Raw genomic sequence first — 21,831 nt, forward strand, 5'->3', positions numbered from 1 at the left:
GTCTCCGGCAGTGGCGACCGTCACCCCACCGCGGAGGGCCGGCGGGCGGTGAGGAGGGCGAGGCCCCGGGCCGTGGCGGGGTCCGGGGCGGGCTGGTAGACCACGAGCTGCAGGCCGGGGGACGCGCACACGTCGAAGGCCTGGTAGGCGAAGGTCAGGGGACCGACGTCGGGGTGGTGGAACTGCTTGGTGTCCGAGGACTTGGCCCGGACGGTGTGGGTGGTCCACAGGTCCGCGAAGTACGCGCTCCGGGCGCTGAGGTCCCGGACGAGGTCGCGCAGGGCCGCGCTGTCGGGGGCCAGGCCCGCCGTGTGGCGGAGGTGGGCCGCGACGGACTCCGCCGTCTCGGCCCACCGGGTGTGGAAGCGCCGTGCCGCGGGGTCCAGGAAGACCATGCGGGCCAGGTTGTCGGCCGGTGCGAAGGGCGCGTAGAGGGCTCGGGCCGGCGCGTTGGCGGCCAGGACGTCCAGGGTCCGGTTGATCACGAACGCGGGGGCGGCCGTGTAGCCGTCCAGCATCTGCCGCAGGAAGGGGCCGACCTGCCGGTGGTCCACGGGGGCGGGCGGCGCGGGCAGGTGGGCTCCGGCCAGCTGGTGCAGGTGGGTCCGAGCGTCGGGCTCCAGGCGCAGGGCGCGGGCGAGGGCGTCGAGGATCTGCGGGGAGGGACGGCGTTCCCGCCCCTGTTCGAGCCGGGTGTAGTAGTCGGCGCTCATGCGGGCCAGGAAGGCGACCTCTTCGCGGCGCAGCCCGCTGACCCTGCGCCTGCCGTGGCTGGGCAGAGCGGCCTGTTCGGGGGTCAGCGCCGCGCGGCGGGCGCGCAGGAACTCCCCCAGCTGGTTGTCGGACATGCGGTCAGGTTAGGCGGTCGGGCCGGGTGTTGCCTGGGTGCGGTACACCCGGGCAACACCCGTCCTGGCAGGCGGGCCGCCGGCTGCACAGACTCGATGACGCCGACCCGGTCCGGGCCGGCCGTGCCCCGTCGTCGAGAGGAAACAGCACATGACAGAGGAAGAAGCCAAGGTCGTCGCCATCACCGGTGCGAGCAGCGGCATCGGTGAGGCGACCGCCCGTCGCCTCGCGGCCGACGGCCATCACGTGTTCCTCGGTGCCAGGCGCACCGACCGGCTCGACGCGCTGGTCCGCGAGATCGTCGCGCAGGGCGGGAGCGCGTCCTTCCGAGCCCTGGACGTCACCGGCGCGGCGGACGTGCACGCCTTCGTGGCGGCCGCCCGCGAGCGCTTCGGCCGGCTGGACGTGATGGTCAACAACGCGGGCGTGATGCCGCTCTCGCCGCTGGCCGCGCTCCGGGTGGAGGAGTGGGACCGGACCCTCGACGTGAACGTCCGCGGCGTGCTCCACGGGATCGCCGCCGCGCTGCCGGTGATGCGCGCGCAGGGCGGCGGTCACCTGGTGAACATCGCCTCCGTCGGGGCCTACGAGGTCTCGCCGACGGCGGCGGTCTACTGCGCGAGCAAGTTCGCCGTCCGCGCGATCTCCGAGGGTCTGCGCCAGGAATGCGCCGACGGCCGCATCCGCGTCACCCTCGTCTCCCCCGGGGTGACCGAGTCCGAACTCGCCGACTCCATCGGCGACCCGGAGGCCCGGGAAGCGATGAAGGCCTACCGGGCCGTGGCCCTGCCCGCCGCGGCCGTCGCCGACGCCATCGCCTACGCCGTCTCCCAGCCGGCGGGCGTCGACGTGAACGAACTCGTGATCCGTCCCGCCGCGAGCGCCCAGTGACGGGCGACCCGGGCGTGACGTACGAGGACCTGGCGCGCCGGCTGCGGGTGCTGGAGGACGAGGCGGCGCTCCGCAGCCTGCTCCTGCGCGGGTGGCGGGCCCTGGACCGCAAGGACTGGGCCACCTGGGCCGCCTGCTGGGCCGAGGACGCCGAGCTGGACTTCGGGCCGTGGGGACCGATCCGGGGGAGGGAGGCGATCCGGGCACGGGTGGAGGAGGCCGAGGCGTCCTTCGTGAGCATGCAGCACCACATCCTCAACCTGCACGTCGAGGTGACCGCAACCGGTTCCCGGGCCGTCGGCAGCGGCTACATGTGGTTCGTGGCCGTCACCGCCCCCGGTTCGGACGCCGCCCCGTACTCCATCGGCGGGCCCTACGACTGGGAGTTCCGCCGGGACCCGCGGCGCGGCTGGCTCGTGACCCGTCAGCGGCTCGGAGTCCGATGGACCACCGGCGGCCCGGACACCACCCCGGAGGCCTTCGCAGGCCGCGCAACGGGGCCGGGGCCGCACCGATCGCCGTGAGCCCGGGCGGATCGAACGGTCGGGAGGCCGACGCTGCGCAGGCACGGGTCACCATCCGAGATGTGATCCAGAAGTGCCGGTCCAGCGTCGGCCGCTGCCCGCACCCACCGCCGTCGGGCGCCCCAGCCCGTGGATCGCGCCCTCCGACCGGAGTGCCACCCCCTCCGGCATGATCACTAGGATCCGGGTGTGACCACACGAGACGACCTGCTGACCGACCTGATCAACCGCACCGAGATGAACGGCGACGGTCCCCGCATCACCATCGCCACCGAAGGCGTGGTGATCGCAGGCCGCCTCACCCCCCACCGGCGCTGGGCCACGGACGTGGCCGGACGCCTTGGCGACGCGGGCCTGCCCGACGAACGCTTCGCCGAGGACTTCGACCGCGAGGCCGACACGGTCCCCGACTACCCGCCGGCCTTCCTCAACCTCCGCGGCTGCCAGCTGATATCCGGCACCAGCAGCCTGCCCTCCATCCTGGGCGAGTACTTCCGCATCCCGCTCTCCGCGGTCAGCGCGTGGAGCGTGCGCTAGCGCGCCGTGGAACGGGAGCGGCGGGCCGTCAGCACTGCCAGAGGAACGCCGCCTCGCCGCACGGCAGGCACGTGAACGCGTAGCCGCGGCCCGTGCCGAAGTTCATGGCGGTGATGGGGTCGGGTCCCTCCTGCAACTGGACGGCCGGCCGCATCGGCTCGGTGCAGTCCGGGCACGCCGGGGTGCGGTCGTACTGGAGCCAGGCCGGTGGGCCGCCCAGCTGCCCGAGTACGTGCTTGCGGGGCCGGCCGGTCCGGGCCTCCCAGGCAGCGCAGGCGCGGTCGTAGTCCGCTTCGGCGGCCGCGTACGGTTCGGCGGCGTGGGTCGCGCCGAGGTACAGCTTCTCGGGGTCGACGGAGCGGCCCCGCGGCCGTGCGATGCGGCGCAGGCCCCTGGCCGGAAGGAGCAGGGCGGCGTTGGCTCCGGAGGTGGCGCTCCAGTCCTGGCAGGACCCGATGCGGTTCTGACAGGCGTACAGCGCCAGCAGGTGGGCGTGCGCCCGCGGCCGGCCGGTACCGGCGAGCGCCGCACCGGACTCGTCCAGCCGGAACTGCGCGAGGAACTTCAGCGGGCCACCGCATTCGGCGCACGTCGGCCACACCGCCCCGGGAACGCCCAACGGCACGCCGCCGATCCTGGTGACGGCGGCGCCGGGTCTGCCCTCACCGGCGTAGATGATCAGAGTGGTCATACGGCCCGACCGTAGGGCACCGCTCTGACATCGACCGCGCCGCCCCGGAAGGCCGCAAGCCCGCAAGCCCGCAAGCCCGCAAGCCCGCAAGCCCGCCCCGACGGGCTCGTTAGGCTGGGCACCTCGGCCCGTTCCGCACGTCGGGCCCGGACAGGAGCAGCGCCATGCACACCGACCCGCCGATACCCCACGCCGTCCCCGTCGAAGGCGCCGAGCCCTTCGGGCGGCGGTTCGCACTCGTCGGCCCGGCGGGCTCCCTTGTCCGTCCGCCCGAACTGCGCGCCGTCGGGGCGTTCCACGCGGACGGCGCGGGCGGCTGGACGGCTCCGGCAGCCGACCTGGCGGGGTCCTGGGGGTACCTGGACCACCGCGGGCACTGGATCGTCGAGCCCGGCCTCGAACACGCCACCGACTTCGACGGCGCCGGGCTCTCCCGCTTCCGGGAACACGGGCTTTGGGGTTACGCCGACGCCACCGGCGCCCGGGTGATCGCGGCGCGGTTCACCGAAGCGGCCCCGTTCCGGCACGGGTTCGCCGCCGTGCGGACCGGCGAGGGCGCCGGGTACGCCGACCTGACGGGCCGCCTGGTCACGGGCGGCCACCAGGCCGCGGGCGCGTTCGGGCCGAACGGCCTGGGCGCCGTCCGGCTGGCGGACGGCAGCTGCGGGTACCTCGACCGCCAGGGCCGGTCCGCGTTCCCCACCCGCTTCGACGGGGCCCGCCCCTTCAACGCGGCCGGCACGGCGCCCGTGCGGGTGGGGGAGCTGTGGGGGCTGGTCGACGAGACGGGCGGGTGGGTCGTCGAACCGTGCTTCCGCCTGCTGGAGGCCTACGACGAGAACGGTCTGGCGTACGCGGTGGGCGGCACCCCCGGCGACACGTTCCTCGCCTTCGTGGACGCCCGCGGCGAACGGGTCGTCACCCGCGACGGGGAGATGGACGACGTCCTGCGCTGCGGCCTGCTCAAGGCCGGCGACGGCTACGGCACGGGCTTCCGCGACGCGGCCGGGGCCTGGGCCATCGAGCCCGCGTACGAGTGGGCCGACCGGTTCGACGGGGCCGGCGCCGCCGTCGCCCGCTCCGAGGACGAGGGGGCGTGGGGCGTGCTCCGCGCGGACGGCTCCTTCACCGCCACCGCACACCCGGAGCCGCTCACCGACCCCGACGGCTGGGTCGTCGGCTTCGACGGCGGCCACGGGCTGGCGCCCTTCCTGACGGCCGGCGGGGAGGTGGCGCACGTGGGCCGCGACGGCCGCGACCTGTGCCGGACCGCCGTGGACGCCCCCGACGGCAGCGCCGTCCTCCTGTGCGACGCGCAGGGCCGGCCGCTCTGGCGGGGCACCGCCGGGCCCGGCACCTTCGCGGCCGAGGTGCCGTACCTGTCGGGCGACCCGCGCGCCTACGCCGACCCCTCGGTGTACGAGGGCGACCCGGAGCCGCTGGTCCGGCAGCTGCTCGACGCCCCGGCCCGCCGCTTCTACCCCTGCTCGCTGATCTTCGACCGCCGGGAGGACGCGTACGACCTGGAGGACCTCGACGCGTACGACCTGGAGTGCACCGAGAACGGCGCGCTGCGCGTCCTCGCGGAGACCTGGCTGGCCGCCGAGCGCCTCGCCGAGTACCCCTTCCTGGAGGACAACGCACAGGCCGGTTTCGCACGCATCCACGACGCCGTCGAGGAGCGCCTGCGGGCCCGCTACGGCGATCCGCTCCCGCACGCCGGCCACTGCCTGCGCAGCGGGGACGGCAACAGCTCGCTCACCTGGGAGGTGGAGGGCCGGCACCTGGTGCTGGAGCAGTACTGCCAGAACGGCGACGGCGACTGGGACCTGCAGATCTGGCTGGCGGTCGTCGAGGCCTGACCCGGCCGTCCCCCTGACCGGCGTCCGACGGCCCCGCCGCGCACGACCCGCAAGCCGTGGGCGACGACGCACCGCAGGCAGCCGGCAGCGCGGAACCGGCAGGGTCCGCACGCGCGGCCCGCACCTCACCCGATGGCGTCGAGCACGGACGTCAGCGCGGCACGCAGCTGTTCGTCCTCGCGGATCATCGTGTGGTCGAACCCGTGGACGGCCAGGCGGCGGTCCCCGCGGGCCAGCGCGGCCAGCCGGTCCTGCTGCTCCGGCGTCAGGGCGGCGGGGCCGAGCGCCCGCAGGGCCTCGGCGGCGCCCTTGGGGTCGGCGCGGGTCTCCGCCGCGTGCAGCACCGCCTCGGCGAGCCGGGCGCGGTCGAGGACCGCCGGGTCGGCGACGCCGAGCAGTCCGAGGACGGCGGACGGTGCCTGGGCCGGGTCGTCGAGGAGCGCGTGGAGCCGGTCGGTCAGCGGCCGGCCGGCCGGGCCGAGTACGGCGGCCTCGCGGGCGGCACGGACGGTCGTCCAGCGGGACCACGGCAGGTCTTCGCACCGGTCGAGGACCGAGGCCAGCACGGGGACGGCCTCGGACGCCTCGCCGGTGATCCGCCACAGGGCGAGCGCCAGGGCGAGGTCGGTGTCGGCCTCCGCCGTGGTGTCGCGGTCGACGGCGCGGCCGAGGGCCGACCGCAGGGCCGGGGCGGTGCGGGCGGCGGCCGGGCCGAGTTCGGCCAGGGCGTCGGCGCCCTCGACGCAGCCGCGCACTCCGGTGGCGAGTACCGCCTCGGCGGCGGCGAACAGCGGCCCGGTCTCGCCGGTCAGCTCGTGCAGCGCCCGGGCCACGGACAGCGTCCCGGCGTCGGCGCGCAGGGCGGTGGCGGCCTGCTCGCGCTGCTCCGGTCCGAGGCCGGCGGCGACGGAGGTGAGGGCGGTGGCGGCGTGGTGGAACCGGGGCAGCACGGCGCAGAGTTCGGGCAGCGCCCGGGCGGCCCGGGGGCCCCAGAGCCTGAGCAGGTGGACCAGCCTGGCGGTGTCGTTGTGGTCCGCGGTCGTCGGGCAGCCGCATTCCTTGCGTTCCTCGGGGCGCTCCAGTGCCTTGGCGGCCAGGCGGGTGCGGACCGCGGCGAGCAGTTCGGGGTCGTACGGAAAGGGCGCGTCGGCGGGGGCGTGGGACCCGCTGGCGTACTGCAGGGCGTACGGGCGCCGGCCGAGGGCCCGGGCCAGCAGCGGTGCGGCGGTCTGCGGCGCGACCAGGACGAGCGCGGCGAGGGCCTGGTCGGCGGCCTCGTCGTCCGGCTGCGCGGCGAGTTCGGCCAGGAGGGGCGCGGCCTCGGCAGCGGCCGGGCCGAGCTTGCCCAGCAGCCGGGCGGCCGTCCGGTCGGCGGCGAGCGGGGCGATGGCGGGGACCAGCCGCTGCGGGGCGCTGCGGGACAGGGTGCAGGCGCGGTCGGCCGCCCACAGGGCCTCGGCCCGCACGGCGGGGCGCTCGTCGCGCAGCGCGACGTCGAGGAGTGCGAAGGCGCTCTCGCGGTCGGCGTCGGTGTCCCGCCCCAGCAGGATCTCGACGATGGAGCCCAGCGGATCCCGGTGCCCGTCCGCGTAGCCGGCCGCTGCCGTCTCCCGTGCGGGCAGCAGGCCGAGGAGGGCGTCTCGGTGCGCGGCGAGCCACGGCTGCTCGGGGCCCAGGGCGGCGAACAGGGCGGCCAGGCGCAGCGGCGGAGGGGTGTCCGGGCCGAGCAGGGCGCGGGCCTCGGCGGCGGCGCCGGCCCGGTCCAGCCGGCTGTACGCGGTCAGGAGCTCGGCCCGGACGGTGGGTTCGGTCTCGGCGGCCAGTCGGGCCCGGACGGCGGGCAGAGCCGTGCTGCTGTCCTGCGTGGTGCCGGCCGTCCAGGCCGCTGCCTGCCGTACGGCGGCGTCCTCGTCCGCCAGCAGTGGTACGAGCAGCGCCAGTTGGGCGGTCACCGCGGCCCGGACGGCGCCCGGCTCGACGTCGTGCTCGTCCTCGCTCCCGGCGAGGCAGCCGAGCAGCCGGAGCGCGTCGACGGTCTGCCGGCCGGAGGCGGCGATGCGGGCGAGGTACGGGGCGGCGTCGACGCTGGCCGCGTACACGGTGCCCTGGTGCACGATCGAGCTGTACAGCTCCTCCAGGGCCTCCTCGGAATCCTCACCGCCCTCGGCGAAGGCGCGCAGCAGCTCGGGCAGGTCTTCGGCGGGGCCGTAGGCGTGGTCGACGGTGGCCCAGGGGTGGGCGTCGAGCCCGGCGAGGGCGGTGCGGAGGTCCATGGCCGTGATCTTCACAGGGACCACTGACATCCACCGGGGCCGGGGCGCGCCCCCTGGCGTCCGTGAGCGCTACGGCCGCCCCTCGTGCCGGTCCGCGGGGCTCTGCGTCCTCGGCGGGCCCGGCCTTTCGAGGTACGAGCGGTAGGCCCGGGCCACCTGGTGGAGGTAGCGGGAGGCGGCGGCCCGTTCCGCGTCGTCGAGATCCCGACCGGCTTGGTAGAGGAGGGCCAGGAGGGGTGCGAGTTCGCCCATGACGTGGTCGAGGCCGCTCTCGGTGACGTCGAGGACCTGGCGGCGGCCGTCGCGGGGGTGCGCCGCGCGGGTGAGGTGCCCCTCCGAGACCAGCCGGTTGACCGACTGGGTGCCCGCGGCGCTGGTGACCCCGAGCCGGCGCGACAGCTCCACCGGGCCGATCGGCTCTCCGGCGGCCCTGGCCATCACCACGTGCTCGACCGCCTCGACGTTGGTCAGCGGCATCGCCAGGCGCTCGGCCAGCGCGCCCCGGGCGAGTTGGGTGAGGGTCAGGACCTCCCTGAGGGCTTCGGACAGCTCGTCGCTCACCGGGGCGCCCGGCCCGGCCGCCGGCTGTCGCCCGGGGGAGTGAGGTGTTCCGGTGCTTTCCGGGAGGTGTTGCGCCATGGCCAGGATTCTGCCACGGTAGAAATCGCTAAGCTACTTAACGAAAAGGTGCGTTTCCGTGTCACGTTCCCAGACCGGCCGTCCACCGCGCCCAGCCCCCGCCCCCGCCCCGGCGGACGGAACGCCCGGAAGGCCGAAGAAGCCCCGCCGCCTCGCCTGCCTCGTGCTGCTCCTCACGGTCCTCGGGCTGGGCGCGGCCTTCGGTCTGGGCCCCTCCGACGCCACGACCACCGAGTCCACCGGCACGTCCCTCCCGGCGGCCGCGCAGTCGGCCAGGGTCGCCGAGGCCCTCACGTCCTTCCCCGACGGCGCGGCCGCCCCCGCGATCGTGGTCTACAGCAACGAGGACGGCAGCCCCCTCGGCGAAGCCGAGCAACGCCTCATCGCCGAACGGTCCGTGGCACTCGGCGCCCTGGGCCTCGCCCCCCAGGCCGCCCGGCCACAGCACCCGGACCCCACCGTCGCCACCGTCGCCGTGCTCCTCCCCACCGGCGCGGGCGACAGCGAGAACACCACGGCGGTCGACCGGATCCGCCGGACCGCCTCCGACGGGCTCACCGCACCGCTCCAGGCGCAGGTCACCGGCGGCCCCGCGTACCGCGCGGACATCACCAAGGTCTTCGAAGGAGCCGACACCAACCTCCTCCTCGCCACCGCCTCGGTGGTCGCCGTCCTGCTGCTGATCACCTACCGCAGCCCCGTCCTGTGGCTCGTCCCCCTCCTCGTCGTGGGTGCGGGCGACCGCACGGCCGGCATCCTCGTCGGCGTCCTCGCACCCCACGCCGGCGTCCAGGTCGACGCCTCCGCCGCTGGCATCCTCTCCGTCCTGGTCTTCGGAGCCGGCACCAACTACGCGCTGCTCCTGGTCTCCCGCTACCGCGACGAACTCCACCTCACCGAAGACCGGTTCACGGCCATGGCCCGCGCCTGGCGCGGAACCGCCCCGGCGGTCCTGGCCAGCGGCACCACCGTGGTGCTCAGCCTGCTGACCCTGCTGACGGCCGAACTCACCGGCAACCGGGGCCTGGGATTCGCGGGCGCGGTCGGCATCCTGACCGCGATGCTCTTCGGCCTCGTCGTCCTGCCGGCCGCCCTCGTCCTGCCGGGACGCTGGCTGTTCTGGCCCCTGGTCCCCAGGACCGGAGAACCCGTCACCGCCGACCGCGGCGGCCTGTGGTCCCGGATCGGACGGTACGTCGCCGGGCGGCCGGCCCGGGTCGCCGTCGCCGGGACCGCTGTCCTCCTCGCCCTCGCCTCCGGCATGCTCACCCTGCAGACCGGACTCGCCCAGGACGAATCCTTCCGCAAGACACCCGAAGCGGTCCTCGGCGCACGCACCCTCGCGGCCGTCCGGCCCGCCGGATCCGCCGACCCCCTCACCCTCCTCTCCACCCCCGCCACCCGCGACCAGGTGGCCGAGGCGGCCCGCCGGGTCCCCGGAGTCGCCTCCGTCACCGCCGGCCCCGCGACCGCCCGCCACGCCCGGGCCGACGTCGTCCTGACCGCGTCCCCCGGCACCGACGCCTCCGACCGGGCCCTCGAGGACCTCCGCGACGCGGTCGCCGCCGTTCCCGGCGCCGACGCCCTCGTGGGAGGCCAGACCGCCGAGGCCTACGACACGGCGCAGGCCAACGCCCGCGACACCGAGGTCGTCGTCCCGCTCGTCCTCGCCATCGTCTTCCTCGTCCTGACCGTCCTGCTGCGGGCGCTCGTCGCCCCCCTCCTCCTCGTGGCGACCGTCATCACCTCCTACTTCGCCGCCCTCGGAGCCGGCTGGTTCCTCTTCCGGACGGTCTACGACTTCCCGGCCCTCGACACCAACGTCCCGCTGCTGTCGTTCCTGTTCCTGGTCGCCCTCGGAGTCGACTACAACATCTTCCTCATCGCCCGCACCCGGGAGGACACCCTCGCCGGCCACGACACCCGACGGGCCGTCCTGAGGGCCCTCGCCTCGACCGGCGGCGTCATCACCAGCGCCGGCATCCTCCTCGCCGCCGTCTTCGCCGTCCTCGGAGTCCTGCCCCTCATCACCCTCACCCAGATCGGGGTCATCGTCGGCATCGGCGTCCTCCTCGACACCCTCCTCGTCCGCACCGTCCTCGTCCCCGCCCTGGTCCTGCTCACCGGACGCCGCTTCTGGTGGCCCGGCCGCCCCGAAACCGCGCGCGGGGACCTGAACGCTCCCGCGCACACGGGCCCCCCGACGCGAACCGGGTGATCCTGGGGTGACAGCCACCGGCCGCCCGGACCCCTTCCCGGGCGGCCGACGGAACGGGAGGCCGCCGTGGAAAGCACCCAGGAAGCCCAGACACCGCTGCGCTGCCTCGTCACCGGTGCCACCGGCTACATCGGCGGCCGCCTGGTACCCGAGCTGCTGGACGCCGGCCACCAGGTCCGCTGCCTGGCCCGGTCACCCGAACGGCTCCGCGACCTCCCCTGGGCCGGCCGCATCGAGGCCGTCCGCGGAGACGTCACCGACGCCGCGGGCACCACCGCCGCACTCCAGGGCATCGACGTCGCCTACTACCTCGTCCACTCCCTCAACACCGGTCCGGCCTTCGAGGAACGCGACCGCCGGGCCGCCGCCACCTTCGCCGACGCCGCCCGGGCCGCCGGCGTCCGCCGCATCGTCTACCTCGGCGGCCTCGTCCCGTCCGACGAGCCCGCCCGCGCCCTCTCCCCCCACCTGCGCTCCCGCGCCGAAGTCGGCGAGATCTTCCTCCGGGGCGAGGTCCCGGCGACCGTGCTGCGCGCCGCCGTGGTCATCGGCTCCGGCTCCGCCTCCTTCGAGATGCTCCGCTACCTCACCGAACGGCTGCCGGCCATGGTGACCCCCAGCTGGGTCGGCACCCGGGTCCAGCCCATCGCCGTGCGCGACGTCCTGCGCTACCTCGTCGGCAGCGCCCGGATGGCCGACGACGTCAACCGGACCTTCGACATCGGCGGGCCCGACGTCCTCACCTACGAGGAGATGATGCGCCGCTACGCCCGGGTCGCCCAGCTGCCACCCCGCCTGATCCTGCGCGTGCCGATGCTCACCCCGCGCCTGTCCAGCCTCTGGATCGGCCTGGTCACCCCCGTCCCCAGGGCGCTCGCCCGCCCCCTCGCGGAGTCCCTGCGCCACGAGGTCGTCTGCCGCGACCACGACATCGCCCGCCACGTACCCGACCCGCCCGGTCACCCCATCCCCTTCGACCTCTCCCTGGACCTGGCGCTCCAGCGGGTCCGCGAGGCCAACGTCACCACCCGCTGGTCCAACGCCGCACTGCCCGGCGCGCCCAGCGACCCCCTGCCCACCGACCCCGACTGGGCGGGCGGCAGCCTGTACACCGACCACCGGGAACGCGACACCGACGCCGCCCCGCACCAGCTGTGGCGGATCATCGAGGGCATCGGCGGCGAGAACGGCTGGTACTCCGCCCCGCTCGCCTGGGCCGTACGCGGCTGGCTCGACCGCCTGGTCGGCGGCGCCGGCATCCGCCGGGGCCGCCGCGACGCCACCCGCCTGCGCGTCGGCGACTCGCTGGACTTCTGGCGCGTCGAGGAGATCGAACCCGGGCACCTGCTGCGCCTGCGCGCGGAAATGCGCCTGCCCGGCCTCGCCTGGCTGGAAATGTACGCAGACCCCCGCACCGCCCCCGGCGGCGCCCGCTACCGCCAGCGGGCCGTGTTCCACCCCCACGGCCTGCTCGGCCACCTCTACTGGTGGAGCGTCTCGCCCTTCCACGCCGTGGTCTTCGGCGGCATGGCCCGCAACATCACCCGCGCCGCGGAACGCCTCGCGGACGACGCCGGGCACCCCGGAGCCGGCACCGGGACCGTGACCGGCACCGGCACCGGCACCGGCACCCCGTAGGACCGGAAGGAACCCGCGACGAGAGGAGACGGCCCGGCGATGCGTGCGCACTGGCTCTTCGGGGACCAGCTGGGACCGGCGTTCACCGCTCCCGACGGCGACGACGGCCCTTCCCCCGAGGCCCCGCTGGTGATGATCGAGTCGCGCGCGGTGTTCCGTCGCCGGCGGTTCCACCGCGCCAAGGCCCACCTGGTCCTCTCGGCGATGCGCCACCGCGCCGCCGAACTCGGCGACCGGGCCGTCTACGTGAAGGCCGACTCGTACCGGGAGGGGCTGCACCGCGCCGCCGGCGGCAAACCGGTCACCGTCCGCCACCCGACGTCGCGGGCCGCCGCCGCCCTGGTGGCCTCGCTCGGCAACGTCACGGTCCTGCCCCCGCGGGGCTTCCTCGTCAGCCGGGAGGAGTTCACCGCCTGGGCGGCCGCCCACGAACACGCCGGGCTCCGCCTGGAGCAGTTCTACCGGCACGTGCGCCGCGAGCACGGCCTGCTGATGGACGGGGACGAACCCGCCGGCGGCCGGTGGAACCTCGACCACGACAACCGGCAGCCGCCGCCCCCGGGAGAACCGACCCTGGGGGCTCCGGCGCCCTACCGCCCCCGCGAGGACGACATCGACGCCGAGGTCCGCCACGACCTCGACCGCTGGGAGCGCGCCGGCGACGTCTCGTTCGTCGGCCGGGACGGACCCCGGCTCTTCCCGGCCGACCGGCGCCAGGCCCTCGCGGCCCTGCGGCGCTTCGTCGACCACCGCCTCGCGGGCTTCGGCGCCCACGAGGACGCGATGCTGGCCGCCGACCCGTTCCTGAGCCACAGCCTGCTGTCCACCTCGCTCAACCTCGGCCTGCTTGACCCGGCCGAATGCGTGGAGCGGGCCGAAGCCGCCTGGCGGGCGGGGCGGGCACCGCTGAACTCCGTCGAGGGCTTCGTCCGGCAGATCGCCGGCTGGCGGGAGTACGTCTGGCACCTCTACTGGCACTTCGGCGAGGACTACCGGACCTCGAACGAGCTCGGGCACACCGCACCGCTCCCGTCCTGGTGGAACGAGCTGGACGCGGACGCCGTCACCGCCCGCTGCCTGTCGGCGGCCCTGCGCCAGGTCCGGGACACGGGCTGGACCCACCACATCCCCCGCCTCATGGTCCTCGGCAGCCACGCGCTCCAGCGGGGCTGGGACCCGGCGGCCGTCACCGACTGGTTCCACCGCTGCTTCGTCGACGGATACGACTGGGTGATGCTCCCCAACGTGCTCGGCATGTCGCAGTACGCGGACGGCGGCAGGACGACCACCAAGCCCTACACCTCGGGAGGCGCCTACATCGACCGGATGAGCGACCTGTGCGGCCCCTGCCGCTACCGCCCCGACCGCCGGATCGGCGAGGACGCCTGCCCCTTCACCGCGGGCTACTGGGCGTTCCTGCACCGCCACCGGCACCGGCTCGCCCACAACCCGCGCACCGCGGGCCCGGTGGCCGGCCTCGACCGGCTGCCCGACCTGGCCGAACTGCTGCGCCAGGAGCACGCCCGGGACGGGACCGCTCCCTGACGACGGCCGCCGCCCGGCCCGCGTCTTCGATGCAGGATCGCTGCGAGTTTCCCCGGCGGCCCGTCCGGGTCACGCTGGTTCCCTCGGGACAGCTGCACGTCGGACGCGACCCTCCGGGAGGCCTCCCATGCGCCTGCGCGACGAACCGCCCGCGGACCACCGCCCCGGCCGCGCCCACGGGACCGGCGCCGACCGGGCGTCCGGGACGCCGTCATGACCACCCCGGACGGGGCCGCACGGATCCTCGTCGCCGGCGCGACGGGCGAGGTCGGCCGGCTCGCGGTCCTGGACCTCCTGCGCCACGGCGCCCGCCCGGCACTGGCCGGACGCGACGGGCGGACCCTGGCGGAGCTGGCCGGGCGGACCGGCTGTCCCGCCCGGCTCCTGGACGCCTACGACCTGGACGCCTGCGCCGGTGCCGGCCGGTGGGCCCTGACCGAACTGGGCCGCCTCGACGGAGTCCTCGTCACCGTCGGGGTCGCGGGCTTCGGCGCGGCCGACCAGGTCTCCGACGCCGCCGCGGAGCACCTCATGACCGTCAACGCCCTGTGCCCGATGGCCGTGCTCAGGGGATCCGTGCCCGTGGTCCGCGACGGCGGCTTCCTGGCCGCCGTGACCGGGGCGATCGTCAACGCCCCCCTCACGGGGACCGCCGACTACGCCGCGTCGAAGTCCGCTCTGGCCTGCTGGCTCGGCGTTCTGAAGCGGGAGGTCCGCCGACGGCGGATCGCCGTCGTCGACGCCCGCCTCCCGCACCTGGACACCGGCTTCGCCTCCCGCGCCGTCGTCGGAAGCCCCCCACCGCTCCGACCGGGCGCGGATCCCACGACCGAAGTCGGAGCGCTGGTCCGGGAACTCCTCGGACACCTCGCGGGCCCCGCCCTCCCGGAGGCACCCGCCCCGCGACGACGGGCCGATGCCCCCTCACCCTCCGCTCCACCCGACCGATGACCAGGGAGGAACCATGTCCACACCCAAGGTGCCGCCGGAAGAGACCCCGGAGGCGGAAGGATCGACGGCAGCGGCCCACCAGGAGCGCCCCGACGGAGGACTGTGGGAGCACCCCCGGGCCATCCTCGCGCTCATCGCCCTCGGAGCCGTGATGGTCGCCGCGTTCTTCGTCGTGCGCATCGCCGGCTGGTAGACCGGGGCCGGCCGATGGAGCAGCCGGGAGACCCCGCGCGAGAAGCCGACGAGAGGGACGCCCTGTCCAGGCCGTGGCCGTCACGGGCCCTGACCGGGCTCAAGGCCCGGACCGGAGAGGAACTGCTGCTCAGGGTCGCCGGCCCGGGGGCGCGGCAGAAGCGCGCCCGGATCCACCAGGCCCCCGGCCCGCGCCGGTTCGGGCCGGGCCGGCCGATACGGACCGTGCACGCGGACGCCTCGATGTACGTCGGCGGGCTCGCCGCACTGCTGCTCCAGTCGCTGCACCCGGTCGCCATGGCAGCCGTCTGGGCCCACTCCGGGTTCCGCGGCGATCCCTGGGGCCGCCTCCAGCGCACCAGCACCTTCCTCGCCGTCACCACCTTCGGAACGGACGACGACGCCGCGCAGGCCGTGCGCCGGGTACGCGCCGTGCACGAGCGGATCAGGGGCACGACCCCCGAGGGCGTCGCCTACGAAGCCTGTGACCCGCACCTCCTCGGCTGGGTCCACCTCGCCGAGACGGCCTGCTTCCTGCGCGCCCACCAGCGCTACGGGCGCCGGCCGCTGGACCGCGCCGGACAGGACGCCTACGTGGCGGACATGGCCACCGTCGCCCGTCTGCTGGGGGTCGAGGAACCACCCGGGACGTGCGCGGAACTGACGGCCCGCCTGGCCCGGTACCGCGGGGAACTCCGGCCGACCGCCCCGTCGCGGGCGACCACGGACTACCTGCTCGCCCACCCTCCGCTGCCCGCGGCCCTGCGCGTCCCCTACGCCCTCCTGGCGGCCGCGGCGGCGGACCTGCTGCCGCGATGGGCCAGGGCCCGGCTCGCCCTGCCCCTGACGACGCGGATCCTGCTGCCCGTGGCACGACCCGGCGGGCGCGCGGTCACCACCGCCATCCGGTGGGCGACGCCACCCCTGCCGAACGCCGGAACAGGGACGGGCTGATCCACCCGTTCCGCTCGGCGCGGCGGCGAACTCACCGGGCCAGGACCCCGGGCAGGGCTTCGGCGACACCGTCCGCGAGCCGGTTCACCTCGGCGCGCAGGAACGGCTCCGCGAGGCGCGCGAGTCCCTTGAAACGGAAGACCGCACGGTAGACCAGCCGGGTCGACCCGCCGGAGACCGGAGCGAAGCGGAGGTCGTCCTCGACCAGCACCGTGCCGTTCTCGCCCCGGAACACGAGACGGTCCTCCTCGCGCACGTCGAGCCGGTACACCACCTCGCCGGTGCGCCCGCGGAACCGCGAGACGTTGCGCCAGCGCGAGCCCGGCCCGACCGGCCCCCGGTCCAGACGGTCGCAGGAGACGGTCGCGGGATCCCATTCCCGCGCGTTCCCGAAGTCCGCCAGAAAGCGCACGGCGTCGGGCATCGGGCGGTCGAGGTGCATGGTGCGGGCGACCCGGATCATCGGCTCCTCCTCGGTTCCTCGGCGGCGTCCACCTCGTTGAAATGGTCTTCTCCCGGGAGCCGTTCCCCGGATGCACGCAGGCGCCCGCGGACGGGCGCCTCGTAGAATGGGCGGCATGACCGGAGCGGCTCCTGGTGTCACGACCGGTGCGGTGGCCCGGCGCCTGGGCGTCTCCCCGACCACGGTGCGCTCGTGGGAGCAGCGGTACGGGATCGGTCCGGCGCTGCGGGAGGGCGGCAGGCACCGCCGGTGGACGCCCGGCGACGTGGCGATGCTCGAAGAGATGTGCCGGCTCACCTCCTCCGGCATCCCTCCGGCCGAGGCCGCCAGGGCGGCCGTGGCGCTGCGCCGTGCCCCCGGTCCCGGAGCGGGCGCCGAGCCGCCCCCGTCCGCGGCCGCGCCGGCACCGCCGCCGGACGGCCCGCGCCGGAACCGTCGGGGAGCGCCGGGCGGGGGACTGCCCCTGGGCGAGGTGCGGCAGGAGTGCCGCGGGCTGGCCCGTGCCGCGGTCCGGCTGGACGGCCCGGCCATGGACGCCCTGCTGCAGCAGACGATGGACGCCCACGGCCTGGTGACCGCGTGGGAGGAGGTGATGGCGCCGACCCTGCACGCGGTGGGACGCAAGTGGGAGTCCACGGACGACCGGTACGTCGAGGTCGAGCACCTGCTGTCGTGGCACGTGTCGACCGTGCTGCGGCGGGCGGCCGTCACCGGCCCCCCGCCCGCGGGTCCCGCGGCACCGGTCGTGCTGGCCTGCCTCCCGGGGGAGCAGCACACGCTGCCCCTGGAGGCGCTCGCGGCCGGTCTGGCCGAGCGGGGTGTCCCGACCCGCATGTTCGGGGCGGCCGTTCCCGCGGAGGCCCTGCGGGCCGCGGTCAGCCGGTCGGGCCCGATGGCCGTGGTGCTGTGGTCGCAGTCCCGCTCGACGGCGGACGCCGTGCTGGCCCGGCAGGTGGCGTCGATGGCGTTCGGGCTCAAGGGGGCCCGAACCACCCCTCTGGTCCTCCTCGCGGGTCCCGGATGGCCCGTGCGGACGGCGGCCGCCGGCACGAGACGTCCCCGGGGACTGCGCGAGGCGCTGGACGTGATCTCCAGGCTCTACGCGGCGGAAGCGTCCGGCGGGGGTCCGGAGCGGTGAGCGGGGAGCCGGACCGGGAGGCAGGGCGGCCCGCCCGAGGGCGCGCTCCTCACCCCGGCCGGCCCCCGGGGCGCGGCGGCCGGGGGAAGAAGCCGCTGGTGCGGGCCAGGTAGGCGGCGTATCCGGGCCGGCCGGCCATGTGCGCTTCGAGCAGCCGCTTGCCGCTGCCCTTGATCAGCAGGGCGCTCATCACGAGCGGGGAGACGAGGGTGGCCAGGGCGGTCTGCCAGGTGGCGCAGGCCGTCAGGTACAGGCCCCACCACACGAGGAAGTCGCCGAAGTAGTTGGGGTGCCGGGTCCAGGACCACAGGCCGCGGTCCATGATGCGGCCCCGGTTCGCCGGGTCGGCCTTGAACCGGGCGAGCTGGTGGTCCCCCACGGCCTCGAAGAACAGCCCGACGGCCCACAGGGCGAGCCCCAGTGCGGCTGCGGCGTCCGGCGGCTGCGGCAGCAGCACCGCCGCCTGGACGGGGAGGGACACGAGCCAGACCAGGCCGCCCTGGAGCAGGTAGACGACGCGCAGCGCGTACAGGGCCGGGCTGCCCGGTGCGCGGGCGAGCATGCGCGCGTACCGGGGGTCCTCCCCGTGGCCGCGTCCGCGCCGGGCGATGTGCACCGCGAGGCGCAGCCCCCAGACGACGGTGGCGAGGGCCACCACGGTCCGCCGCACCGGGTCGCCGTGGCCGGCCGAGAGGAACCAGGCCACGACGGCGACGGCCGCGAAGGCCACCCCCCAGGCGCTGTCGACGATCCGGTGGACCCCCTTGACCAGGGCCACGGCGAAGGTGAGCAGCATGACGGCGAGCGCCGTGCCCGCCGACGCGGCCAGCACGGTGACGAGGGCTCCGGTGTCGACGGTGCTCACGCGCCCGGCCCGTTCGTGTCGGGTGCCCCGTCCCGGCCGGCGAGGACGATCTGGCGCACGTCGAGGTAGCGGGCGCGGAAGCCGGCCTCGGAGTAGGCGAGGTAGAGCTCCCACATCCGCAGGAAGGCGCGGTCGAACCCGAGGGCGGTCACCTCGGCGGACTGCTGGAGGAACCGTTCGCGCCACAGGCGCAGGGTCTCCGCGTAGTGGTGGCCGTAGCCGGTGTCGTGGACGATGCCCAGCCCGGCGGCGCCCGCTTCCCGGGCGATGGCTTCCGGGGACGGGATGAGCCCGCCGGGGAACACGTACTTGCTGATCCAGGTGTGGGTGCGGGCGGTGTGCAGCATCCGCTCGTGCGGCATGGTGATGGCCTGGAGCACGGCCCGGCCGCCCGGGGCCAGCAGCCGGTGCAGGGTGCCGAAGTAGGCGGGCCAGTAGGCGGCTCCCACGGCTTCGATCATCTCGACGCTGACGACGGCGTCGTACCTGCCTTCGACGCGGCGGTAGTCGCACAGGTCGACGGTGACCCGGTCGGCGACTCCGGCCTCGGCGATCCGGCCGAGGGCGAGGTCGCGCTGTTCCCGGGAGAGGGTGACGGTGCGTACGCGCGCGCCGCGCCGGGCGGCCCGGATGGCGAGTTCGCCCCAGCCCGTACCGATCTCCAGGAGGCTGGTGTCTGCTCCGGTCCCGGCGAGGTCGAGGAGCCGGTCGATCTTGCGGTGCTGTGCCGCGGGCAGCTCCTCGGGACCGGCCGGGAGCGCGGTGAAGACGGCCGAGGAGTAGGTGAGGGTGGGGTCGAGGAAGGTGGCGAAGAGGTCGTTGGAGAGGTCGTAGTGCCGGTGGATGTTGCGTCGGGCCCCGTCGACGGTGTTCAGGTCCGCGTCGGGCCTGCGGCGGACCCAGAGGCTGCGCAGGCGGCGCAGGGCCGGGGGCACGAGCTCGTCCACGTGCCGGGCCAGGACGGTCAGCAGCCCGACCAGGTCGTCGCTGTCCCATTCGCCGGCCATGTAGGACTCGCCGAAGCCGATCAGGCCGCCCGCGCCGATGCGCCGGTAGAACGCGTCGGGGTCGTACAGCGTCAGGGTGGGGAGGCCGTCCTGCGTTCCGTCGGGCTGCCGGGGGATCCGCGTCCCGGCGCCGGCGGTCCGCACCCTCAAGGGCAGGCGGTCGAAGGCACGTTCCACGATCCGGCGGGCGAGCGCGGTGTGCAGGGCCGAGGTGTGCGGCAGGCGGGCGACGTCGGGCCACAGGCCGGCATCGACCAGGTGGCGGCCGGTGCGGGCACCACCGTGGGGCGCAGGGGGGAGGGCGAGGGTCACAGCGCGTCTTCCTGGAGGGGACGGGCCGGGCGGGCGGGCCGCGGCCGTACGGGCAGGCCTTTGAGGTAGAGGCGGATTCCGTGCCGGCGGATGCCGAGCGACACTCCGGCGGTCGGCCACGGGTTGCGCAGCAGGGCCGCGAGCAGTGCCCGGGTTCCGGCGGGGCGGTGCGTTCCGCGGACGGTGGCGGTCAAGGGGCGGGAGCCGTCCGGGTGGCGGAGCTGGACGGCCAGGTCGAGGTGGTCGCCGGGCAGGGGCAGCCGCATCCGGTAGCTCCCCTCGACGCCGAAGAACGGGGAGACGTAGAACTCCTTGGCGGTCTCGGCACGGCCCCGGCCGTCGGGCCGCAGGAGGTAGCAGTGCCGCCCTCCGTACGTGTTGTGGACCTCCGCGACGACGCAGACGAGACCGCCGGAGCCGTCGTGGCACCAGTACAGGGTCAGCGGGTTGAAGACGTGCCCCAGCACGCGCGCGTGCGCCAGCATCAGGACCCGGCCGTCGGCGCCGGGGACGCCCTGAGCGGCCAGGAAGGCATCGAGGCCGGCCCGCAGCGTGGGCGCACGGCCCGAGAAGTGGTCGCGGGCGTCGAAGCGGGCGAACGGGCGCAGGAGGCGGGGCAGGACCGGCAGGTCGTCCACGTCGACCAGCCACATGTACGTCCGGTGCGTCAGGGCGTACCGGACCGGGTGGGAGCGGGTGTGCCGCACCTCGGTCGCGTACAGGGCGGGCACGCGGGGCGCGCGGCCGCCGGCGGCGCCGGTCACCACGTCACCCCGAGGGATCTCGCGGCCTGGGCGCCGGAGCGGCAGCCGTCCTCGTGGAAGCCCCAGCCGTGGTAGGCGCCCGCGTAGGCGGTGACGCCGTCGTCGAGGGTGGGCAACAGCTGTTGCGCCGCCACCGACTCGGGCGTGTAGACCGGGTGTTCGTACGTCATGCGGGCCAGGACGGTGCTCTCGTCGATCCGGTCGCCGGGGTTGAGCGTCACGATGTGCGGTGCGTGGCCGGACAGCCGCTGGAGCCGGTTCATGTCGTAGCTGACCTGCACCGATTCCGGGCGGGCGGAGCAGGAGGGGAGCCAGTAGTTCCATGACGCCCGCGCGTGGGCGCCCCGGGGCAGGAGCGAGGTGTCGCGGTGCAGCACGGTCGGATTGCGGGAGTAGGTGAAGGCGCCGAGGACGCGGCGTTCCTGCTCGGTGGGGTCGGCGAGGAGCCTCAGCGCCTGGTCGGGGTGGACGGCGATGACGACGGCGGCGTGTTCGGCCGTCTCGCCGTCGTCCGTGACCAGGCGTACGCGGCCGGCTCCGCGCACGACCGCGCGGACCGGCGTGGAGGTCAGGACGCGCGCCGGGCCCTTGGCGGCCCGCTCGACGTAGGCCTTGGATCCTCCGGTGACGGTTCTCCACTGCGGGGATCCGGTGACCGAGAGCAGTCCGTGGTGGTCGAGGAAGCGGAACAGGTAGGCGGCCGGGTACCGCAGCGCGGTGGCCGGTGCGCAGGACCAGACGGCGGCGACCAGGGGGACGGCGAAGTGGCTGACGAAGTACGGCGGGAAGCGGTTCTCGCGCAGGAAGCCGCCCAGGGTGGAGGCCGTGTCGCCGTCGGCCAGCAGCCGTCGGGCGGCGCGGTGGAAGCGGGGGACGTCGGCGAGCATCAGCAGGTGGCGGCCGCGCAGCAGGTTCCCGCCGCCGAGGAGCCCGAGCGGGCCGCGGGCGCCCGCGTACTCCAGGCCGCAGCCGTCGCACCGGACCGACATGCTCATCTCGGAGTCCTGCGTGGTCACGCCCAGTTCGCGGAAGAGGCGCAGGAGGTGCGGGTAGGTGCGTTCGTTGTGGACGATGAACCCGCTGTCCACCGCCACCGTTCCCCCACCGCCGGCCGGCACCTCGTGGGTGTGCGCGTGGCCCCCGAGGCGTCCGTCCGCCTCGTAGAGGAACACGTCGTGGGCGCGGGACAGGACGTGGGCGGCCGTGAGCCCGGCCACCCCCGACCCCACCACCGCGATGCTCTTGCGGTCCATCACTCCACCCCTGTTTTCCGGGGGCCGGGGGACTGCCCCCCGTGGCCCGGGCTCTCATCCGGCGATTCGGAGCGGCGCCCCCGCCGGATGGGTGCGGTTCCAGCGCGCGGTTCCCCCGGCGGTCCGGCCGCGGGGGAGACCGCTCGCGTCCGCCGGACCGGAGGCACCGCCGGGGGATGAAGGCAACCTCCGCATCCCGGCGGACGCGATGCGACCAGCCTCACCGGCCCGGGCGAGTGGGGGCAACTTGCAGCGATTGCGCATC

Annotated in this window: 20 protein-coding genes; 11 read left to right on the forward strand and 9 right to left on the reverse strand. The window is 75.4% G+C overall.

Going from position 1 to position 21,831, the window contains the following annotated elements; all coding sequences use genetic code 11:
• Positions 1 to 20 precede the first annotated feature (20 nt).
• Positions 21 to 848, reverse strand: coding sequence for a helix-turn-helix transcriptional regulator (locus ACIPW5_RS06190; protein ID WP_401241028.1), 828 nt, complete (start codon positions 846 to 848; stop codon positions 21 to 23).
• Between the two features lie 151 nt (positions 849 to 999).
• On the opposite strand from ACIPW5_RS06190, the gene ACIPW5_RS06195 reads away from it, so the two are divergent.
• From ACIPW5_RS06195 to ACIPW5_RS06205, 3 genes are all read left to right on the forward strand, one after another.
• Entirely contained in the window at positions 1,000 to 1,740 is a 741-nt protein-coding gene (locus ACIPW5_RS06195) for an SDR family oxidoreductase (RefSeq protein ID WP_401241031.1), read from the forward strand.
• 14 nt (positions 1,741 to 1,754) lie between these two features.
• Positions 1,755 to 2,264, forward strand: a complete 510-nt coding sequence (locus ACIPW5_RS06200) for a nuclear transport factor 2 family protein (RefSeq protein WP_401241032.1) — start codon at positions 1,755 to 1,757, stop codon at positions 2,262 to 2,264.
• 189 nt (positions 2,265 to 2,453) lie between these two features.
• Positions 2,454 to 2,801: a hypothetical protein gene (locus ACIPW5_RS06205; RefSeq protein WP_401241034.1), complete on the forward strand. Its 348-nt coding sequence runs from the start codon at positions 2,454 to 2,456 to the stop codon at positions 2,799 to 2,801.
• A gap of 28 nt (positions 2,802 to 2,829) precedes the next feature.
• Here ACIPW5_RS06205 and ACIPW5_RS06210 read toward each other — a convergent pair whose 3' ends face one another.
• Positions 2,830 to 3,492: a hypothetical protein gene (locus ACIPW5_RS06210; protein ID WP_401241037.1), complete on the reverse strand. Its 663-nt coding sequence runs from the start codon at positions 3,490 to 3,492 to the stop codon at positions 2,830 to 2,832.
• 164 nt (positions 3,493 to 3,656) lie between these two features.
• Between ACIPW5_RS06210 and ACIPW5_RS06215 the strand changes: the two genes are divergently transcribed.
• Positions 3,657 to 5,354 (forward strand): WG repeat-containing protein, encoded by a 1,698-nt coding sequence (locus ACIPW5_RS06215; RefSeq protein ID WP_401241040.1) that lies wholly within the window; start codon positions 3,657 to 3,659, stop codon positions 5,352 to 5,354.
• Between the two features lie 125 nt (positions 5,355 to 5,479).
• Here the strand turns inward: ACIPW5_RS06215 and ACIPW5_RS06220 are convergent, their stop codons facing one another.
• Positions 5,480 to 7,627 (reverse strand): hypothetical protein, encoded by a 2,148-nt coding sequence (locus ACIPW5_RS06220; protein WP_401241043.1) that lies wholly within the window; start codon positions 7,625 to 7,627, stop codon positions 5,480 to 5,482.
• A gap of 69 nt (positions 7,628 to 7,696) precedes the next feature.
• A complete protein-coding gene (locus tag ACIPW5_RS06225) occupies positions 7,697 to 8,188 on the reverse strand; it encodes a MarR family winged helix-turn-helix transcriptional regulator (protein ID WP_401241045.1) in 492 nt (163 codons plus the stop codon).
• 136 nt (positions 8,189 to 8,324) lie between these two features.
• Between ACIPW5_RS06225 and ACIPW5_RS06230 the strand changes: the two genes are divergently transcribed.
• From ACIPW5_RS06230 to ACIPW5_RS06255, 6 genes are all read left to right on the forward strand, one after another.
• Complete coding sequence (locus ACIPW5_RS06230) at positions 8,325 to 10,484, forward strand: MMPL family transporter (protein WP_401241047.1); 2,160 nt, start codon at positions 8,325 to 8,327, stop codon at positions 10,482 to 10,484.
• 66 nt (positions 10,485 to 10,550) lie between these two features.
• Positions 10,551 to 12,122: an SDR family oxidoreductase gene (locus ACIPW5_RS06235; protein WP_401241050.1), complete on the forward strand. Its 1,572-nt coding sequence runs from the start codon at positions 10,551 to 10,553 to the stop codon at positions 12,120 to 12,122.
• A gap of 39 nt (positions 12,123 to 12,161) precedes the next feature.
• Positions 12,162 to 13,667 carry a cryptochrome/photolyase family protein gene (locus ACIPW5_RS06240; RefSeq protein ID WP_401241052.1) on the forward strand — a complete coding sequence of 502 codons (1,506 nt, stop codon included), beginning with the start codon at positions 12,162 to 12,164 and terminating at the stop codon, positions 13,665 to 13,667.
• 213 nt (positions 13,668 to 13,880) lie between these two features.
• Positions 13,881 to 14,618: an SDR family NAD(P)-dependent oxidoreductase gene (locus tag ACIPW5_RS06245; RefSeq protein WP_401241054.1), complete on the forward strand. Its 738-nt coding sequence runs from the start codon at positions 13,881 to 13,883 to the stop codon at positions 14,616 to 14,618.
• Between the two features lie 13 nt (positions 14,619 to 14,631).
• The gene (locus ACIPW5_RS06250; RefSeq protein ID WP_401241055.1) at positions 14,632 to 14,811 is read left to right on the forward strand and encodes a DUF6480 family protein; all 180 of its coding nucleotides are present in this window, start codon (positions 14,632 to 14,634) and stop codon (positions 14,809 to 14,811) included.
• A 14-nt stretch (positions 14,812 to 14,825) separates the two neighbouring features.
• The gene (locus tag ACIPW5_RS06255) at positions 14,826 to 15,764 is read left to right on the forward strand and encodes an oxygenase MpaB family protein (RefSeq protein ID WP_401241058.1); all 939 of its coding nucleotides are present in this window, start codon (positions 14,826 to 14,828) and stop codon (positions 15,762 to 15,764) included.
• A gap of 31 nt (positions 15,765 to 15,795) precedes the next feature.
• Here the strand turns inward: ACIPW5_RS06255 and ACIPW5_RS06260 are convergent, their stop codons facing one another.
• Positions 15,796 to 16,227, reverse strand: coding sequence for an SRPBCC family protein (locus tag ACIPW5_RS06260; protein WP_401241061.1), 432 nt, complete (start codon positions 16,225 to 16,227; stop codon positions 15,796 to 15,798).
• A 115-nt stretch (positions 16,228 to 16,342) separates the two neighbouring features.
• Here ACIPW5_RS06260 and ACIPW5_RS06265 point away from each other — a divergent pair, with 115 nt between their 5' ends.
• Positions 16,343 to 17,365, forward strand: coding sequence for a MerR family transcriptional regulator (locus tag ACIPW5_RS06265; RefSeq protein ID WP_401241063.1), 1,023 nt, complete (start codon positions 16,343 to 16,345; stop codon positions 17,363 to 17,365).
• Positions 17,366 to 17,414: 49 nt separating this feature from the next.
• Here ACIPW5_RS06265 and ACIPW5_RS06270 read toward each other — a convergent pair whose 3' ends face one another.
• Genes ACIPW5_RS06270 through ACIPW5_RS06285 form a run of 4 tightly spaced genes read right to left on the reverse strand, consistent with a single transcriptional unit; the run spans position 17,415 to position 21,566 of the window.
• A complete protein-coding gene (locus ACIPW5_RS06270) occupies positions 17,415 to 18,230 on the reverse strand; it encodes a DUF1295 domain-containing protein (RefSeq protein ID WP_401241065.1) in 816 nt (271 codons plus the stop codon).
• Positions 18,227 to 19,549 carry a class I SAM-dependent methyltransferase gene (locus ACIPW5_RS06275; protein ID WP_401241068.1) on the reverse strand — a complete coding sequence of 441 codons (1,323 nt, stop codon included), beginning with the start codon at positions 19,547 to 19,549 and terminating at the stop codon, positions 18,227 to 18,229. The genes ACIPW5_RS06270 and ACIPW5_RS06275 overlap by 4 nt, the downstream gene beginning before the upstream one ends.
• On the reverse strand, positions 19,546 to 20,313 hold the full coding sequence (locus ACIPW5_RS06280; RefSeq protein ID WP_401241069.1) for a DUF1365 domain-containing protein: 768 nt from the start codon (positions 20,311 to 20,313) through the stop codon (positions 19,546 to 19,548). The genes ACIPW5_RS06275 and ACIPW5_RS06280 overlap by 4 nt, the downstream gene beginning before the upstream one ends.
• A complete protein-coding gene (locus ACIPW5_RS06285; RefSeq protein ID WP_401241072.1) occupies positions 20,310 to 21,566 on the reverse strand; it encodes an NAD(P)/FAD-dependent oxidoreductase in 1,257 nt (418 codons plus the stop codon). The genes ACIPW5_RS06280 and ACIPW5_RS06285 overlap by 4 nt, the downstream gene beginning before the upstream one ends.
• Between the last annotated feature and the right edge of the window lie 265 nt (positions 21,567 to 21,831).

This window comes from Streptomyces sp. NPDC090077 (assembly GCF_044747545.1).
GTDB lineage: Bacteria > Actinomycetota > Actinomycetes > Streptomycetales > Streptomycetaceae > Streptomyces.

Excerpts from the sequence above, each read along its gene's own strand:
- ACIPW5_RS06190 (WP_401241028.1), bottom strand. The coding sequence starts at position 848 with ATGTCCGACAACCAGCTGGGGGAGTTCCTGCGCGCCCGCCGCGCGGCG.
- ACIPW5_RS06195 (WP_401241031.1), top strand. The coding sequence starts at position 1,000 with ATGACAGAGGAAGAAGCCAAGGTCGTCGCCATCACCGGTGCGAGCAGC.
- ACIPW5_RS06210 (WP_401241037.1), bottom strand. The coding sequence starts at position 3,492 with ATGACCACTCTGATCATCTACGCCGGTGAGGGCAGACCCGGCGCCGCC.
- ACIPW5_RS06215 (WP_401241040.1), top strand. The coding sequence starts at position 3,657 with ATGCACACCGACCCGCCGATACCCCACGCCGTCCCCGTCGAAGGCGCC.
- ACIPW5_RS06220 (WP_401241043.1), bottom strand. The coding sequence starts at position 7,627 with ATGGACCTCCGCACCGCCCTCGCCGGGCTCGACGCCCACCCCTGGGCC.
- ACIPW5_RS06240 (WP_401241052.1), top strand. The coding sequence starts at position 12,162 with ATGCGTGCGCACTGGCTCTTCGGGGACCAGCTGGGACCGGCGTTCACC.
- ACIPW5_RS06245 (WP_401241054.1), top strand. The coding sequence starts at position 13,881 with ATGACCACCCCGGACGGGGCCGCACGGATCCTCGTCGCCGGCGCGACG.
- ACIPW5_RS06250 (WP_401241055.1), top strand. The coding sequence starts at position 14,632 with ATGTCCACACCCAAGGTGCCGCCGGAAGAGACCCCGGAGGCGGAAGGA.
- ACIPW5_RS06255 (WP_401241058.1), top strand. The coding sequence starts at position 14,826 with ATGGAGCAGCCGGGAGACCCCGCGCGAGAAGCCGACGAGAGGGACGCC.
- ACIPW5_RS06260 (WP_401241061.1), bottom strand. The coding sequence starts at position 16,227 with ATGATCCGGGTCGCCCGCACCATGCACCTCGACCGCCCGATGCCCGAC.
- ACIPW5_RS06265 (WP_401241063.1), top strand. The coding sequence starts at position 16,343 with ATGACCGGAGCGGCTCCTGGTGTCACGACCGGTGCGGTGGCCCGGCGC.
- ACIPW5_RS06285 (WP_401241072.1), bottom strand. The coding sequence starts at position 21,566 with ATGGACCGCAAGAGCATCGCGGTGGTGGGGTCGGGGGTGGCCGGGCTC.